At 68.0% G+C, this 16,914-nt stretch carries 11 protein-coding genes; 4 read left to right on the forward strand and 7 right to left on the reverse strand.

Annotated elements, in window-relative coordinates:
• Positions 1 to 83: 83 nt before the first annotated feature.
• From HEP73_RS14910 to HEP73_RS14935, 6 genes are all read right to left on the reverse strand, one after another.
• A complete protein-coding gene (locus HEP73_RS14910) occupies positions 84 to 725 on the reverse strand; it encodes a FadR/GntR family transcriptional regulator (protein WP_255423511.1) in 642 nt (213 codons plus the stop codon).
• 351 nt (positions 726 to 1,076) lie between these two features.
• Positions 1,077 to 4,298: a glycoside hydrolase family 2 TIM barrel-domain containing protein gene (locus tag HEP73_RS14915; RefSeq protein WP_255423512.1), complete on the reverse strand. Its 3,222-nt coding sequence runs from the start codon at positions 4,296 to 4,298 to the stop codon at positions 1,077 to 1,079.
• A 139-nt stretch (positions 4,299 to 4,437) separates the two neighbouring features.
• A complete protein-coding gene (locus tag HEP73_RS14920; RefSeq protein WP_255423513.1) occupies positions 4,438 to 6,003 on the reverse strand; it encodes a glycoside hydrolase in 1,566 nt (521 codons plus the stop codon).
• A complete protein-coding gene (locus HEP73_RS14925; RefSeq protein ID WP_185820575.1) occupies positions 5,996 to 7,597 on the reverse strand; it encodes a DUF5597 domain-containing protein in 1,602 nt (533 codons plus the stop codon). The genes HEP73_RS14920 and HEP73_RS14925 overlap by 8 nt, the downstream gene beginning before the upstream one ends.
• Positions 7,598 to 7,679: 82 nt before the next feature.
• Positions 7,680 to 9,122, reverse strand: a complete 1,443-nt coding sequence (locus HEP73_RS14930; protein WP_255423801.1) for a tryptophan halogenase family protein — start codon at positions 9,120 to 9,122, stop codon at positions 7,680 to 7,682.
• A gap of 204 nt (positions 9,123 to 9,326) precedes the next feature.
• On the reverse strand, positions 9,327 to 12,143 hold the full coding sequence (locus HEP73_RS14935; RefSeq protein WP_185820576.1) for a TonB-dependent receptor: 2,817 nt from the start codon (positions 12,141 to 12,143) through the stop codon (positions 9,327 to 9,329).
• A gap of 453 nt (positions 12,144 to 12,596) precedes the next feature.
• Between HEP73_RS14935 and HEP73_RS14940 the strand changes: the two genes are divergently transcribed.
• Together HEP73_RS14940 and HEP73_RS14945 are read left to right on the forward strand one after the other, a co-directional pair.
• Positions 12,597 to 13,997, forward strand: coding sequence for a trypsin-like serine peptidase (locus HEP73_RS14940; RefSeq protein ID WP_185820577.1), 1,401 nt, complete (start codon positions 12,597 to 12,599; stop codon positions 13,995 to 13,997).
• 136 nt (positions 13,998 to 14,133) lie between these two features.
• Positions 14,134 to 14,286: a hypothetical protein gene (locus tag HEP73_RS14945; protein ID WP_179563714.1), complete on the forward strand. Its 153-nt coding sequence runs from the start codon at positions 14,134 to 14,136 to the stop codon at positions 14,284 to 14,286.
• Between the two features lie 104 nt (positions 14,287 to 14,390).
• Here HEP73_RS14945 and HEP73_RS14950 read toward each other — a convergent pair whose 3' ends face one another.
• The gene (locus HEP73_RS14950; RefSeq protein ID WP_185820578.1) at positions 14,391 to 14,972 is read right to left on the reverse strand and encodes a glycoside hydrolase family 108 protein; all 582 of its coding nucleotides are present in this window, start codon (positions 14,970 to 14,972) and stop codon (positions 14,391 to 14,393) included.
• Positions 14,973 to 15,187: 215 nt separating this feature from the next.
• Between HEP73_RS14950 and HEP73_RS14955 the strand changes: the two genes are divergently transcribed.
• Complete coding sequence (locus HEP73_RS14955) at positions 15,188 to 15,676, forward strand: pyridoxamine 5'-phosphate oxidase family protein (RefSeq protein ID WP_185820579.1); 489 nt, start codon at positions 15,188 to 15,190, stop codon at positions 15,674 to 15,676.
• Between the two features lie 261 nt (positions 15,677 to 15,937).
• The gene (locus HEP73_RS14960; RefSeq protein WP_185820580.1) at positions 15,938 to 16,909 is read left to right on the forward strand and encodes a hypothetical protein; all 972 of its coding nucleotides are present in this window, start codon (positions 15,938 to 15,940) and stop codon (positions 16,907 to 16,909) included.
• Positions 16,910 to 16,914: the final 5 nt, after the last annotated feature.

Below are 16,914 nucleotides of genomic sequence, written 5' to 3' on the forward strand. Positions count from 1 at the left end.
CGAGGCCGAAGGTCAGCCGCCGGCGGCGCGACAGCGACGCTTCCATCACGCAGGCGATCGGCGCGCAGCCCAGCTGCCAGTCCTTACGAGCGCTTCTTTTTTTTCGCTTCCCGGCTTTCTTCGCCGGCAATCAGCGACCGCACGTCGTGGATGATGGTGAACATCGCCGCCTGCGCCTTGTCCCCGTCACCGCTCTTGATCGCGTTCAGGACCCGCCGGTGCGCCGGGATGCTCGCCGTGTGCCCATGGATGCGGTTGGTGAACTGGATCGAAAAACTCAGTGCGGTGTTCACCAGCTCGTGGAATTGCATGTAGAACGGATTGCCGGTCGCGTCGAGGATCGCGACATGGAAGGCCACGTCCGAGGACAGGTGATCGTCTTCGCCACGGCCGGCCGCGATCATGCGTTGCAGCGCGTGCTCGATCTTGCCGATCGCCTCGGCATTGCCCTGCTGCGCGGCCAGCTTGGCCGCCATCGGCTCGATGCCCTGGCGCATTTCGGTGAACGAACGCAGCAGGCCGTGCGAGAACTTGCGCTCCAGCATCCAGCGCAGCACGTCCGGATCCAGCAGGCTCCAGGTCTGCTCGGGCCGGACCACGATGCCGCTGCGCGGGCGTGCGGACAGCAGGCCCTTGGCGGTCAGCATCTTGATCGCCTCGCGGGTCACGCTGCGGCTGGTGGCATACGCCGAGGAGATCTCCGCCTCGGTGGGGAAACTCTGCAAACCATAAATTCCGGCCACGACATCGCGCCCCAGCGCATCGAGCAATTGCGAGCTAAGCGTCGTGCTTCCGAACTGTCGCGTCCCCCTTCCCAGATGGTGGGATTTCATTGCAGGCAGCCGTTTTTACAAGGAAAGATCGAGAGTAGCACGGCGATTTCGGCGCGGAAGTCTTGATTTTTTCACGCCAAATCCGGTGGCCCGGGACATGCGCGGACACGTCCCGGACACCGGGCGGGCACACGTGCCGCCGGCCGGCAAGCGCCTCACCGCAGCCGTTCGCAAGCGCTCGCGCAGCGGGCGGTGCTGGGCCCGCAACACGCGTCTCGCCGTGCTGCGCCGCCCTGCCACCGCTCACTCGTCGCGACCGGGCGCCGCCTGCTCGGCGACGCTGTCCGGCATCGCGTTCGGCTGCAGGCGGAACCGATAGCTCGCCGGCTGCAGCGCGATGCGATACGCCGCGTGCGGCTGGCCCCACTTGCTCCACTGGTCGTCGCCGCCCACACCGATCTGGCGATCGTCGATCAGCAGCGACACCCGGCCATGGGCACGGATATCGGAACTGTGCGCGCTGCCGACCGGCCTGCGCTCCAGGTCCGAATACGGAAACGCGAGCGCGTTGACCGACAGCGGCGCGGATCCGCTCACGGTCAGCGCCGCGCCCTGCTCCGGCGCCAGCCGCAGCCAGCGCACGCCGACCTTGTTGCCGGTTTCCTGCGGGCGGATGTAGTCATGGTGCTGCTCGGCGATCTTGCCCGCATAGAGCGCGATCTCGCCGCTGCTGTAGCGATCGGCATAGGTCTCGTGCGGACCGCGGCCATACCAGGCCAGGTCGACGAAGCGGCTGGGCATGGTGAACGCCAGGCCGAGGCGCAACGGATCCGGCAGGCCGGGATAGCGCGGGTCGAAGCGCGCGGTGACCTCCACCGAGCCGTCGCGCGCCATCAGGTAGGCGACGTCGTAGCGCACGTCGGCCGTCGCGCCATCGCCGCCAAGATCGAAATCGACCTCGATCCTGGCGCTGCCGTCATCGGCCTTGCTGGCGACGACGGAACGCACCCGGCGCGTTTCCGACAAGGTCTTCCACACCAGGTGCGTCGCATACAGGCCGGTGCCGATGTCGTTGTCGGTCGGCGCGCGCCAGAAATTGGGCGCACCGCCCTGCAGCAATTCCTGGCCGTGGTAGGCATACCGCGCGACCAATCCGGTGCCGCGGTCGATGCGCAGTTCCGCGCCCGCCGCGCGCAGGCTCACTTCGCCCGCCGCCTCGCGCAGCGAAACCGCGGCGCCGTCCGTACGCGGCGCCGATGCCGCCGCCGGCGGCGACGCCAGCGCGAACTGCTCCCAGGACACCACGTGCCCGGCGGGCACCAGCGGGATCGTGCCTTCGCGCGCGTGGGCGCGCACGCTGATCAGGTACTCGGCGCCGGGCTGCTTGTGCAATGCCGGCAGGTCCAGCTGCAGCTCGCCGGCGGCGCCGGCGGCGATCGCCAGGTCCGGCGCGCGGCCTTCCTGCACCACCCGCCCGTCCTGGCGGATCTGCCAGTCGAAAGAAAATCCCGACAGGTCGATGAAGGCATGCCGGTTGCGCACCAGGAAGCGCCCGCGGTCGGCGTCGATGGCCTCGAACTGGATCGGGCCGTAGACCTTGGCCAGCTCGTGCAGATGCGGGTTCGGGGTACGGTCCGATTGCAGCAGGCCGTCGCCGAACTCGATCGCGCTCTGGCCGGAGGGATTCGGCCCGTAGTCGGCGCCATAGCCCCAGTACGGCCGGCCATCGGCGGTCTTCAGCAGCGTGCTCTGGTCCACCCAGTCCCAGATGAAGCCGCCCTGCAGGCGGTCGTGCGCATAGATGGCGTCCCAATAGGCTTTCAGGTCGCCCAGGCTGTTGCCCATCGCATGCGCGTACTCGCACATGATCAGCGGCTTCTGCGCATACTCGGTGCTCGTCGCGTAATCGACGATGCGCGCCACCGAGTCGTACATCGGCGCGTAGATGTCGGCATAGGCGTTGGGCGCGTGCTGCGCGTACAGCGTGCCCCAGCCCAGGTAGCTCACCAGCCGGGTGGTGTCGCGCGCGTGCAGCCAGTTGGCGGCCTTCTCGAAATTCGGGCCGATGCCGGCCTCGTTGCCCAGCGACCAGAAGATGATCGACGGATGGTTCTTGTCGCGCTCGAACATGCGCTGCACCCGCTGCAGGTGCGCCAGTTCCCATTTCGGGTCGTAGCCGAGCTGCACCTTCTCACGCGGGCGCATGCCCTCGTTGCCGGCCTCCATGTAGGCATGCGATTCGATGTTCGCCTCGTCCATCACGTACAGGCCGTATTCGTCGGCCAGGGCGTACCACAGCTCCGCGTTCGGATAGTGCGAGGTGCGCACGGCGTTGATGTTGTTCTGCTTCATCAACTCAATGTCGCGCCGCATCGAGGCTTCGGAAATCACGTGGAAGGTCTGCGGGTCGTGCTCGTGCCGGTTCACGCCGCGGATCTTGACCGGCTTGCCGTTGACCTTGACCAACCCGTCCTTGACCTCGACCGTGCGGAAGCCGATGCGGCTGGCGCTGGCCTGGATCAGCCGTCCATCGGCGGCGTGAACCTCCAGCAGCAAGGTGTACAGATTTGGCGTTTCCGCGCTCCACGGGCGCACCTTGCCGATCGCCCCGGACAGCGTGAGCGCCTGCTCCTGTTTGGCCGCCGCCAGCGTCGCCTGCCGCACCAGCACCGGCGTGTCGCCGTCGAGCAGCGTGGCGGTGACCCGCGTGCCCTTGGCCGCGTGCACCAGGCCGACATCGACATCCAGCGCGCCGCCGACATAGCGCGCATCCAGCGTGGCGCGCGCGAAGAAATCGCGCAGCCAGGTCTGCGGCGTGGCCAGCAGGTAGACATCGCGCTCGATGCCGCTGACCCGCCAGAAATCCTGGTCTTCCAGATAGCTGCCATCGGACCAGCGATAGACCTCGATGGCGACCGAATTGCGGCCGGGACGCAGCTGCGCGGTCACGTCGAATTCGGCCGGCAGCTTGGAATCCTCGCTGTAGCCGACCCGCTGCCCGTTGACCCAGACGTAGTAGGCCGCGCCAGCCGCGCCGATGTGCAGCAGCACCCGGCGCCCGTCCCAGCCTTGCGGCACCTCGAACTCGCGCCGGTAGGAGCCGACGCTGTTGATGGCGTGGGGGATGAACGGCTGGTTGGCCGGGAACGGGTACTGGATGTTGTTGTACAGCGGCTGCCCGTAGCCCTGCGCCTGCCAGTCGGACGGCACCGGAATGGTCTTCCACGCCGACACGTCGTAATCGTCGCGGTAGAACTGCGCCGGGCGCTGCTCCGGCGTGGGCGAGAACATGAAGCGCCAGTCGCCGTTGAGCGCGAGGTGGTAACGCGAATCGGCGATGCGGCCGGCCTTGGCCAGTTCCACCGATTCGTACGGGAAGGACGTGGCCCGCGCCGGCAGCCGGTCGATTTCGTTGACCTCCGGACGCTCCCATTCGGGCCGCGTATCGGCGGCGGCCCAGGCCGTGGCCATGTGCAGGCCAAGCAGCAGCAAGACGCTTGCGTTGGCCAGGAGTCGTTGTCGCACTGTCGGTTTCATCGAAAGCCCCTCGTGTACAAAACAGCGAATCGGGTCGCACTGCAGCGGCGATTCCCAACGTCGGGATGCAGCGCCGGCACTGCAAAACGTAAACATCCACGGCCACGCGGCTGGGCGCGGGCCGGCCTCATTGTTTGCGCAGGACCACGGTGACCACCGACTGCGGCGGTGCCAGTGCCGTTTGCGCACCGGGCGCGGCCGCGCGGCGGCAAGCGGCTTCGGCGCGCTGCGAAGCCGAGGTGACGATCACCTGCTGCGTCCACGCGCCAGTCCCCAGCGTCTGCGCCGCGATCGCCAGCCGCCGCGTCGACAGCCCGGCGTTGACGTGCACGAATACCAGGTCGCGCCCATCCGCCGACAGCGCCGCCACCGTATCCGCGTCGTCCACCTGCAGCAGGCGCATGCCCGGTCGCAGATAGCGACTGAAGTTGGCCATGGCCCAGTACTTGCGGGTGACCTGGAAGGGATGCTCCGCCGTCGCCGCGGCGCTCAGGTCCATCCGGATCAGGCCCCAATGGCGGCCGGAGCCGGGCTTGCCGGCCGCGGACGTTTCGATCGCCTGCCAGAACACCCACGCCGACGGCTCCAGGCGCTTGAGGTCCAGCACCATGTGCTCGGCCAGCGCCAACGCCGGGCGCATGTCGTCCACGCCCTCGGCCACGTTGGGCGGCGACAGGTCGTTTTCCGACATCCACAGGCGAATGCCGCTGGCGGCGGCGATATCGCGCACGCCGGTCTGGCCGGTGCTGTCGTAGCTGTGCACGTTGAGCTGGCCCAGCACCGCCTTGGTGGCGTCCGCATAGCCGGACCAGTTGTGGATGAAGCCCAGCGCGCTGGTTTCGTCCATCGCCGCGACCCGGGTACGCAAGCCGCGCGCACGCAGCGCGCGGTCGCTGGCCTGGAGGATGCGTTCCTGCGCCGGCACGCTCCAGTGCGCGCCTTCCTGGGTGTTGGCGGCGAACCAGTAGGGCGTGCCCGGCTCGTTGACCGGCGACAGGGTGCGGAAGGCGATGCCGTGGCGACGCTGCAGTTCGTCCACCACCTGCGCCAGATACGCCGCGAACGCCGCCTCCTGGCCGGGCCGCAGATTGTCGTCCAGCCCATGCTCGGCACCGGAGACGCGCCCGCTCACGGTCATGAACCACGGCGGCGAGTTGGAAAACGCCTCGAAGATGCGCTGATCCGCAGGCACCCGCGCGCGGATCGCGTCCAGCCACCAGCGCTGGCCCTGGTCGGCCGACCAATCCCACAGCGCCGGATCGTCGGCACGCCACCAATCCTTGCCCGATGCGCCCGCCGGCTGCCGCCAGAACCCCGGTATCGCCGCGCCGGGGCGCAGATAAGGGGGTGTGTCGGCCGCGTTGCCGCCGCCGATGTTGTAGCGGGCGATCACCCAGCCCAGACCGTCGCGGCCATAGAGCAGATCGGCCAGGCGGTTGCGCAGCGGATCCGGATAGGCGCCGGTCACGTTGGCGAACCAGGCCAGTGCCGTGCCGAAGCCCTCGAAGCGGGTCCGCGGCGACTGCAGGTCCACGCGCAAGGCAATGGTGACCGGCGCGTCGGCGTCGCACAGCGGCGCGCCGAGACACGGCAGCGCCAGCGCCGCGAGCGCGATGCCGCCGAGCCAGCGGCGCCGCAGGAGCGCAGCCCACGTACGCCGCAGGCGCGGGCGATGCAATGCCGCGCTACTCATGCGCCGCCTGCATCAGCGTCACCATCAGGCTGCCGCCGCGTTCGGGCAAACGCAGTCCGAAATAGGTTTCGTCGCCGTTGAGCAGGCGCTCGCGCACCCAGCGCCCGTCGTCGAAATGCCCCTCTTCCACCGTGAGCAGCTGCGCCGTGCCACGCGCACCGAGCTTTGCGGCGAACGCCAGGTTGGCGTTGGCGCCGCTGACCAGGAACCGTTCGGGTTCCACTTCGGCGACCAGCACGCGGCCGTTCGGCACCGCATTGCCCTGCCCGCGCGGCCCGCCATAGCCGTCGCGGACCTCGCCGAAGCGCACCGCGACATCCAACTGCGAGAACGCCAGCGCCACGTTGGCGATGCCCTCTTCTTCCACCGCGGCCTGCACCCGCCCGGCATCGCGCAACGGCAGCAGGAACCGCGCCGCGTCGCGCAGCAGCCGGAAGTTGACGGCGACCGGATCGAGCGTTTCGCGGCCCTCGGCATCCAGGGCGAAGTCCGCGCCGATGCCGAACTTGCCGATGCCCACTGCGAAGGGCCGTGCCAGCACCAGGAACATGTGCCGCGCATGCGCGGCCGACCCGCCGGTCTCGGGCACGAACAAGGGATTGTCCGGGCGGTCGTAGGCCGCGGCGATGGCGGTATAGGGCGCGACGTTGGTGTCGTAGTTGTCCACGCCGACGACGTCGATCGCCGGCGCCAGCGCCTTCCACATCGGCAACAGCCAGGACACCGCGCCACCGCTGGGCGAGGACAGTCCGGGCCGCAGCAGGCCGGGTTGCTCGCGCGGCCAGACGTTGAGGTACAGCGGCAGGTCGTAGGCGGCCTTGCCCGCCGCGGCGACCGCCTGGATGTAGCGCGCGGTGTGGTAGGCCATGAACGCCTCCGGCGCGCGCACGCCGAATGCCGCGGTCCAATCACCGCCTGCAGCGCCGGGCATATCGGCCGGCACCTGGCTGGCGAACAGCGCCTGCGCGGCGGCGGAATGGTCGCGATCGGCGCCGAGCGTGCCGGCCTCGTTCTCGACCTGCACCATCAGCACGGTGCGGCGCTTGCCGTCGATGTCGCGCAGGTGCCGCATCAGCGCCGCGAAGGCGCGCGCATCGGCGTCGCGGCTGGCCGCCGCCAGCGGCGAGAGCGCGTCGATCGGGCGGCCAGCGGCGTCGATGACGCGCGGGTAGCGCACGGGATCGCGTTTCACCCAGTCGGGGACGTAGGCCATGCCGCCGTTCTTCCAGGTGCCGAACCACAACAGCGCCAGCCGCACCTGTTGCCGCCGCGCCTCGGCGACCAAGCCGTCGACCAGGCTGAAGTCGTAGCGGCCGGCGACCGGCTCCAGTTCCTGCCAGGACACCGGGACCATCACCGTGTTGCAGTGGCTGCGCGCGATCGCCGCCTGCAACTGCCGCAACTGCGCCGGGGTGCCGCTGCTGTTGTTGAGCTGCATGCCCAGCAGCAGCCACGGCATGCCATCCACGGTGAAACTGCGGCGGCCGTCGGCGGCGGCGACGAAACGGCTGTCCTGCGCCTGCACCGCCATGGCCGGGACCAGGGCCAGGAGCAGCGCGATCGCGCCGCCGCGCAGGCGGCGCCAGAAGCGCATGCGGGCAGTGCTGTTAGTCGATGGCATCTGCATGGCGTGCGTACTGTCTCCGGGTCGGGTCGGTGTGGTTGCCTGCAGGCGCTCAGGTCGCGGCGCAGTGGGCGCGGACGAAGTCGGCGTGCGCCGGCATCCGCTCTACCGCCATCGCCGCCGCCGCGGCCACGCGCTGCAGCCGCGCGACGGCCTCCGCTGCCGGCATCGCCGTCGCCAGCGGATCGAACCCGTGCACGCGCAGGCCCTGCCCCTCCATAACCGCCAGCCAGCTGGTCTTGCTGAAGAGTTCGTCGGCCTCGCGGAACACCCGGCCCGATTGCGCGAAGACCTGCAGGCGTTCGGCCAGGCTGTCGGGGATCGGCATCGTGCGCGCACGCTCCCAGTACGCGCCGGGCCGCGCGGTAGCGTGGAAGTGCAGGATGATGAAGTCGCGGATGCTGTCGAATTCCTGCGCCATCAACCGGTTGTAGCGGCGGATGTCGGCCGGGTTGCCGGCACGGTCGGGCAGCATCTCCAGGAAGCGGGCGATGCCGGCCTGGATCAGGTGGATGCTGGTCGATTCCAGCGGCTCCAGGAACCCCGCCGCCAGCCCCAGCGCCAGGCAATTGCCGGACCAGAATCGTTCGCGCCGGCCGGCACGGAAGCGCAGCGTGCGCGGCTCCGCCAGGGCCTTCCCGTCCAGGTTGGCCAGCAGCGTCGCGGCGGCGGCATCGTCGGACAGATGTTCGCTCGAATAGACGTAACCGTTGCCGGTGCGATGCTGCAGCGGAATCCGCCATTGCCAGCCCGCCTCGCGCGCGGTCGATCTGGTGTAAGGCGTGAACGCCGACGAGCGCTCCGACGGCACCGCTACCGCGCGGTCGTTGAACAGCCAATGCGACCAGTCGACGAACCCGGCATCGGGCGCGTCCGCGATCAGCAGGCTACGAAAGCCGGAGCAGTCGATGAAGAAATCGGCATCGATGCGCGTGCCGGACTCGAGAACGAGCGCGGCGATGCCGCCGTCGGGCGCACGCCGCAGCACCTGCTCGACCTTGCCCTCCAGCCGCGTCACGCCACGGCTCTCGGCGTACTCGCGCAACAGCCGCGCATACAGCGAGGCGTCGAAATGGAAGGCGTAACCCAGCCGCGACAGCAAGGCATCGCCTTGCTGCGGCCGTATGAAGCGCCCGCGCATCGCCGCCAGGGTATTGAGCGAATACGCCGCCAACGGTTCGGCCTGGCTGTCGCGGTGCATGCGCCGCCACAGGCCGTCGAACGGCACGGTGCCGAAGTCGACCCCATAGGTGCCGAACGGATGGAAATAGCGCTGTCCCGGCTGCAGCCAGTCGACGAATTCGATGCCCAGCTTGAAACTGCCCTGGGTGGCGCGCAGGAACGCGTTTTCGTCGATGCCGAGCAAGGCGTTGAACAGCGCGATCGGCGGAATCGTCGCCTCGCCCACCCCGACCGTGCCGATCGCCTCGGACTCGACCAGAGTGATACGGGTGGCGCTTGCGCCGAGCACGCGCACCAGGGCCGCCGCGGCCATCCAGCCCGCCGTGCCACCGCCGACGATCGCGATGTGGCGCAACGGCTCGCCGGCACTCACGTCCGTTGCCACCGGCACCGCTGCGCTACCCAGCGTGATCCCATCTTCATCGGTCCTTGCATGACATCGATCGCAGGTGCCCGGCCCATGCAGGCATGGGCCGGATGCGGCCCGCTTCGATCGCCGAAGCGGCCCCCCATCGCATCAGTACGTGACCCGTGCCGAGAAGCCGTAGCGCCGGTCGTTGAGTTCGTACCGCAACGGCGCGCTCGCCGTGCCGATGTAGATCTCGTTCATGCGGTTGTTCAAGTTCACCGCGTCGAACGACAGCGCGACGTGCTCGTTGACGTTGTAGCTGACCGAGGCATCCAGCGATGCGTAGGGCTTCTGGTACTGCGGAATGCCGTTGGCGCCGCTGCCCTGGGTGGTGTCCAGGTATTCGCCACGCCAGCTCCAGGCCAGGCGCGCGGTGATGGGGCCCTTCTCGTACAGGGCCACCGCGTTGTAGCTGTGCTTGGACAACTTCTCCAGCGGCACCGTGGCCGGGATGTCGGAGCCGGCGGTGGCGAAGGGATTGGACACGCTGCTGTCCACGTAGGTGTAGTTGAACTGGAACCCCAGGCCGCTCAGCAAACCGGGCAGGAAATCGTAGAACTGCTGGTAGGCGAATTCGGCGCCGCGGATGGTGCCGTTGCCGGTGTTGAGCGAAGTGCTGATGTCGTAATCCAGGCCGTTGTAGTTGCGCACCACGGTGCCACTGGCCAGGAAGCCGTTCACCTTCTTGTAGAACAGGCCGGCGGTGAGCGAGCCGGCAGGAGCGAAGTACCACTCCAGCGTCGCATCGTAGTTGTCCGACTGGACCGGACGCAGGAACGGATTGCCCGAGGAGCCGCCGGGCCGCCCGGTGATCGGATTGAGCTGGCTCGACGCGCCCAGCGAGACGTTGGTCGACATCTGGTCGAAATTGGGCCGCGCGATCAGCTGCGAATAGGCCAGACGCGCCTGCAGGGTGTCGCTCAGGTGCGCGCGCAGGTTGAAGCTGGGCAGCACGTCGTTGTAGGTGCGTTCGACCGACAGCGGGGTGATGCCGCCGCCGTCCATGAACACCGCGCCGTCCGAGCCGGTGGTGGTCTTGAGCAGGCGCACGCCGATGTTGCCGTCCAGGCGCAGCCCGGCGAGCTCGGTGTCGTAGTCGGCGGCGAAATAGCCGGCCCAGGTCTTTTCGGTCTGGTGGTTGAGGTCGCTCGGCTTGAACGCGGTCTGCGGCGCGAAGCCGAACAGCGCCTCGGTGCGCGTGGTGCGGTCGAACAGCCCGCCGCCGCTGGCGAACTCCGGATACAGCACGCCGCCGGTCAGGGTCTTGCCGTCGAAGAAGTCCGGCGACGGCCCATTGCGCACCAGTTCCGGATGCGCCGAGACCGACGGATAGACCAGGCTCGTGGCGCAGTTGGGATCGGGTCCGTCCACGCCCAGGCAGGCCGCGTTCCAGGTGCCGCGCAGGTCGATGCTGCTGTCGGCGTAGCGCACGCCGGCGCTGAGCTTGGTGAAAAAACCGCCCTCGGTGAAATATTCCAGGTCCGATTGCAGCGCCAGCTGGTCGGCGTCGTTGCGGGTCAGCGCATCGGCGATATAGCTGGCGGCATAGTTGTTGGGATCGCTCAGCAACGCCGGATCGCGCACGTTGAAGCGCGGGTTGCCGCCGCGCAGGTCGAAGTCGACGATCGAGCGGTTGAGCGCGTTGCTGCTGTCCTCCGAGGCGCGGTCGTAGAGCGAGACGACGAAGCCGTTGCGGTCGGCATCGTAGGACGAGGTGAGGTATTGCGCGTCGAACGTCACCGCCAGCTTGTCGCTGGGATTCCAACGCAGATTGAGGCTGTAGTTGGTATTGGTCGAGGTGAGATCCTGGTCGTAGCGCGCCGACTCGAACATCTGGTTGTCCAGCGCGCCCGAGGTCGCGTAGCCGTTCTTGTCGAAGGTGAAGTCCGCGCCCGCCAACGGCGACGCCGCCTCGCGTCGGTTGGCCTGATAGAAGTACTTGCCCTGCCGGTAGAAGTCGTAGGTCGTGCGCAGGAACTGCCCGGTGACCAGCACCGTATCGGACGGCTTCCACTGCAGCGCAGCCGCCGTACCCAGGCGCTTGCGGTCGCCGCCGTCGTCGTAGATCTGGAAGCCGGAGGGAATCTGCGCGCCGCTCGGCGCGCCGGCGATGACGCCGTCCGGCACCGCCACGAACGGGCCGGTCAGGATGCCGTCCTGGCGATAGCTGGAGCGGCCATAGCCGACGTTGAACAACACGCCGATCTCGCCGGCGTCGGTGTCGAAGCGGTCGCTGTACAGGCCCGAGGCCGATCCGCCGGTCTTGTCGGCGCGGTCGTAGTAGTTGCCTTTGACGGTGGCGCTGATGACCCGGCCGGGCGCGTCGAACGGCAGCCGGGTGCGCAGGTTCACCACGCCGCCAACGCCGCCTTCGATGATGTTCGCAGGCGGATTCTTGTAGACGTCGATACCGGACAGCAGCTCCGGCGGAATGCCTTCCAGGTCCAGCGTGCGGCCGCCGGAAGCGGAAAACGTATCGCGCCCGTCCAGGAAGTTGCGCACCTGGGTCAGGCCGCGCACGGTGACCGCCGGCTGCGTGCGGTGATCGAAATCGGTGGCGCCTTCGCCGTAACGGCGCTGGATCTGCACGCCGGTGATGCGCTGCAGCGCTTCCACCGTGTTCGCATCCGGCAGCTTGCCGATGTCCTGGGCCTGCACCGAATCCACGACCTGCGTCGCGTCCTGCTTGATCGCCTGCGCCGAGCGCAGGCTTTCGCGCACCCCGGTGACCGAGATGCTGTCCAGCGTCTTGACGTCGCCGCTGGCCGGCTGCGCAGCGGCATCCTGCCCGCCCTGCTCGGCAGGCGCGGTGGGCGTGGCCTGTGCCCACGCCAGGACCGGCGTCAGCATCGCCAGGCCCAGGGCGCTGGCGAGGGGATTCCTGTGCTTCGGGTACTTACGCTTGAAGGGCGCACGGCTTGTCATTCGAACTCTCTCCGGTACTGACGAAATTGACCTGCGTATCGAAACCGACATCGGCCTTGAAGCTGCGCGCGATGGACAGCGAAGTTCGTGCCGGTGGTGGCGACAACTACAGCGACAGCAAGCAGTGTTTTCCAGCTATGTTCATATTTATATGACAATTAGAGAGGGCGCACGTTGCGTCGCAACATGACCTCAGCGCCTGCGGTCGCAACGCTGCGCACTTGTGATGCCGGCCTTTGGCGCCCGCACGCCAGCGCTGATACCGGTTGTAGATGCGTGCGACGGCGCATCGCAACGACGCACCTGTCTACGAAATCGGCCACGTACGCGTGACGTCGCGCACGCAATCGCCGAGTCGGCGCCCGTAGCCTCGGCATGCACCTTGGAAGTGGGTGCAACGGCATCCGGTCCCCTGCCGGATGGTCCTGTCGTCTTCTAGCAGAAGGAAGATCCATGAATCGCAAGCACGCGTTGTATCTGGCCTTGCTCGCCGGCATCTCCGGCCTTTCCCCCGTCGCCATGGCCGCCAATCCCCCCGCGGCCGAGATGGACTCCGCTCCCGTCGAAACCAGCGCCAGTGCCGCCGCGCTCGGCGGCGCCGAACTGCGCAGCCTCGCCATCGGCAGCGCGCATGCGCCGCGGGTCATCGAACTCGGCGCTCCCGACAGCGCCCAGGCCGCGACGATGAAGCAACTGCGCGGCCAGCAGGTCAAGCATGGCCAGCCGCTGCAGATCGGCTTCTCGCGCGACATCGCCAAGCCGGCGATCAACCTGCGCCGGCTCGGTTGGCAAAGCCTGCCCAACGGCGCGCAGGTCACCAGCTTCGAGATCGTCTCCACCGATGCGGCGGCGCTGCGCGCGGCATTGCAGCTCAGCGGCAGCGGCGCCCAGCCGGGCGACCCGAGCAAGGCCACGCTGCGCTTCGCCGGCGACGACGGCCGCGTGTTCGAACAGAGCGGCGCCGATTTCGCCGGCAGCGAGCCGGGCTGGTCCGCGGCGGTGTCCGGCTCGCGCCTGGTGGTGGAGATCGAACTGCCGGCCGGCCAGTATCCGCAGGGCTTCGCGCTGAAGATCCCGCAGATCTCGCACATGGACATCAATCCCGTCGCCAGCGAGGAAATGATGCGGCCGATGATCGGCGAGAGCGATTCGTGCGAGCGCGACATCGTTTGCCGCGCCAGCCCCAGCAGCGGCTTCACCTCGGCCGCCAAGTCGGTGGCGCGCATGGTGTTCAGCACCAGCAGCGGCTCCTACCTGTGCACCGGCACCCTGCTCAACAACAGCAACTCGCCGAAGAAGTACCTGTTCTGGACCGCGGCGCACTGCATCAGCACCCAGACCGTGGCCAACACCCTGCAGACCTACTGGTTCTACGACGCGACCACCTGCAACGGCTCCACGGTCAGCTCGTCCTACACCACGCTCAGCGGCGGCGCCTACCTGCGCCACGCCAACACCACCCGCGACACCTCGCTGCTGGAACTGAAGACCGCCCCGCCCAGCGGCGCCTTCTATGCCGGCTGGAGCAGTTCGGCGATCGGTTCCACCGGCACCGCGATCGAGGGCATCCACCACCCCGCCGGCGACGTGAAGAAGTACTCGCTGGGCAGCGTCACCGCGCTGTCGTCGTCGATCGACGGCAAGTCGCCGCTGTACAAGGTGGTCTGGAACACCGGCGTCACCGAAGGCGGTTCGTCCGGCTCGGGCCTGTTCACCGTCAACAGCAGCGGCGCCTACCAGTTGCGCGGCGGCCTGTACGGCGGCACCTCCTACTGCAGCGCGCCCAGCGATCCGGACTACTACTCGCGCCTTTCCGACGTGTATTCCAGCATCCAGCCGTACCTGAGTCCGTAAGCCCAGGCCCGGGAGGGCCGTACTCCCGGACCCGGACGGGCCACGCCGCGCGCGTGGCCTGTCCCTACGGCCCGCCACCACCCCGGCACGCAGGGGTTACACTGGGGGCCCCATCTCTCATACGGCAGGCATCCACTTGGCAAAGCCCAACTATTCCTTCGAAAAACGTCAGCGCGAAATCGCCAAGAAGAAACAGCAGGACGAGAAGGACGCGCGCAAGCGCGAAGCCCGCGAGGCGGCCAAGGCCGCAGCGGACGCCGAAGCAAAGACGCCCGACAGCGGCACCTGAGCGGCGCCGGCGGAACCGGTCGCGTACCGGCTCCCGCCACTGCGCGCAGCCCCCAGTGTTGCCGGCCATGCGCAGCGGCAGGCGCCATCGCCTCCTGTTGCGACTCAGGCGACGCCGGTGGCCGGCGGAGCGGCAGCGGTGGACGTGGACGGCAACGTCGCCGGGAACCAATCCGCGCGTGCCAGCCAACCCTTGAGGAATTTGTCGTCGGCCGGGCGCTCCTGCGCCAGCCGTTCGTAGTAATCGACCCGGCCTTGGCGATACGCCGCATAGACCTGTGCCTGGTCGGCCGCCTGCAACGCCGCCAGCGTGACAGGCCCCATTTCCCCGTCCGTGGCCAGGCCTGTCGCTCCCAGCTGCAGCAGGACCCGCTGCAGCAGCAGCACCGCCTCGGTCCCGGCATTGACGTAGAAATCGAACAGGATCTCGGCCAACAGTTGCGAGGCGATCTGATCGCCGTCCAGCTTGTCCCAGTAGGCAGTCCGATAGATGACGCCGGCTTGCTCCGGGGTCAGCGCGCGCAGTGCGTCCAGCGTCGGCTGCTCGCCGAGCAACGGCTGCGCATAACGCTCGAACGTCGCCAGGGTGATGCCGCGGTTGGTAGCGCCGCCGGGATCGGACGGATCGTCGACGAAGCCCCCTTCGAACTGCAACAACTGCGGTAGATATAGATCCAGCGATGCCATCGCGACGCACTCCTTGACCAACGATAGGACCTGCAGTGTGGCACCGACGCGGCCTCCATGCTGTGCCCCAGGGAACAACGTGCTTAGCCGCGGGACGCTGCACGGACGCTGGCGACGGACGGCGCCTACACGCCCCGTCGACGCCTCCGTCACGACCCGCCTGCGCGCGGCAATGCACAGTGCCGGCAGGCATTCACGCCCTATCGGAGACCCGCATGGCCAGCCCGCAGGAACTGGAAGATAAATTCTGGAAAGCGCTCAAATCCGACCGCACGGTGATGCTCGGCCTGGACGGCGTGGAAGACGGCCATGCGCGGCCGATGACGGCGCAATTCGAAGGCGACCGCGGCGGTCCGATCTGGTTCTTCACCTCCAAGGACAACGCCCTGGTGCAGAAGCTGACCCAGAGCCAGCGGGTCATCGCCGCGTTCAGCGCCAAGGACCACGACCTGTTTGCCAGCATCAGCGGCACGCTCAGCGTGGACAACGACCAGGCGGTGATCGAGCGCCTGTGGAACGGTTTCATCGACGCGTGGTACGAGCAAGGCAAGGACGATCCGAAGCTGGCGCTGCTGCGCCTTGATCCGGACCACGCGCAGATCTGGCTCAACGGTTCCAGCCTGGTGGCCGGCATCAAGGTGCTGTTCGGCATCGACCCCAAGCGCGATTACCAGGACAAGGTCGCGGACGTGCCGCTGCGTTGAGCTGCATGCACGTGTCCTGACAGGCCGCATCGCGCGCCTGTCGAGGCTAATCAGTCGTGTCCCTTTCTCGCCGCGCGCACTGCCGCAGCGAGAAGGGCTTTTCGCAAGCGCTCGGATACCAGCAGCGCCTCCACGCGTTGCTACGCCGTCCTCCCTCCCATGCACTATCCGCGCGGCCTCAAGTGGCATCGCCCTGGGCAGGGCCGCATCGCGCATCCATAATCAGCCGCCAATGCCCACAGGGCCAACCAGGTCGTGCCGATGCCGCAGCCCTTATCCGAAGAAGACCTGCAGACGGTGCACGAACGCGCCTACGCGAGTTTCGACGCAGGACAGCTGGAACAGGCTGCGCACCACTTCGCCACCCTGCTCGCGCATGCGCCGGATGCACGCTATTACCACTACATGCAAGGCCTGGTGCATAAATATCGTCTGGACTGGAGCGTGTCCCTGCACCACAACCTGCGTGCATTGGCGCTCGCCGAAAAAACAGACGAAGCCGCGCACTGGAATGCCGGCATCGTTGCGACGGCCATCGGCGACTGGGCGCAGGCGCGCGCGCAATGGGCGGCCTGCGGCATCGGCATTCCCGAAGGCGATGGACCGATCGAGACAGATTTCGGCGTGGTCAGCGTGCGCCTGAATCCCTGGTCCAATGGCGAGACGCTGTTCGCCCGGCGCATCGATGTGGTCCGCGCACGCTTGCTCAATGTGCCGCTGCCGGAAAGCGGCCACCGCTACGGCGACATCATCCTGCACGACGGCGCCGCCACCGGGCAGCGTGCGTTTCGCGACCGCACGGTACCGGTCTTCAACGCCTTGGCACGACTGCAGCCTTCGCCATTCCGGACCTTCACGGTGTTCGCGCATTGCCCCGCCCCGGAAGACCGCGACGCGCTCCGCGACGTTCCCCCCGGCGGCGAGATCGCTCTGGTCGAAGACTGGACCGAAACCCTGGTCAACTATTGCCTGCGCTGCAGTTACGGCGCAGCCGCGCATCCGCACCACGACGCATCGACCGATACCTGGAAAAGCGATCGCGATTTCGGCGTCGCCACCGCCCAACGCAGTTCGCTGGATGCATGGTTGCAGCACTGGCAGGCCGGTGCTGCAGGACGTCGCATCGATGGGGTGGAGCTCCGCGAGACCAGCCCGCCGCTGCGCCAGGATGGCATGGTCTGGTGGATCTCACCGGACGACGCGGCCGACGAGAGCATAGCGGAGGGTTCCTAACGCGT

The organism is Xanthomonas sp. GW, from assembly GCF_014236815.1.
Taxonomy (GTDB): Bacteria; Pseudomonadota; Gammaproteobacteria; order Xanthomonadales; family Xanthomonadaceae; genus Xanthomonas_A.

Coding starts and splice junctions, on each gene's coding strand:
- HEP73_RS14920 (WP_255423513.1), bottom strand. CDS start 6,003: ATGAGTAGCGCGGCATTGCATCGCCCGCGCCTGCGGCGTACGTGGGCT.
- HEP73_RS14925 (WP_185820575.1), bottom strand. CDS start 7,597: ATGCGCTTCTGGCGCCGCCTGCGCGGCGGCGCGATCGCGCTGCTCCTG.
- HEP73_RS14930 (WP_255423801.1), bottom strand. CDS start 9,122: ATGGCCGCGGCGGCCCTGGTGCGCGTGCTCGGCGCAAGCGCCACCCGT.
- HEP73_RS14935 (WP_185820576.1), bottom strand. CDS start 12,143: ATGACAAGCCGTGCGCCCTTCAAGCGTAAGTACCCGAAGCACAGGAAT.
- HEP73_RS14940 (WP_185820577.1), top strand. CDS start 12,597: ATGAATCGCAAGCACGCGTTGTATCTGGCCTTGCTCGCCGGCATCTCC.
- HEP73_RS14950 (WP_185820578.1), bottom strand. CDS start 14,972: ATGGCATCGCTGGATCTATATCTACCGCAGTTGTTGCAGTTCGAAGGG.
- HEP73_RS14955 (WP_185820579.1), top strand. CDS start 15,188: ATGGCCAGCCCGCAGGAACTGGAAGATAAATTCTGGAAAGCGCTCAAA.
- HEP73_RS14960 (WP_185820580.1), top strand. CDS start 15,938: ATGCCGCAGCCCTTATCCGAAGAAGACCTGCAGACGGTGCACGAACGC.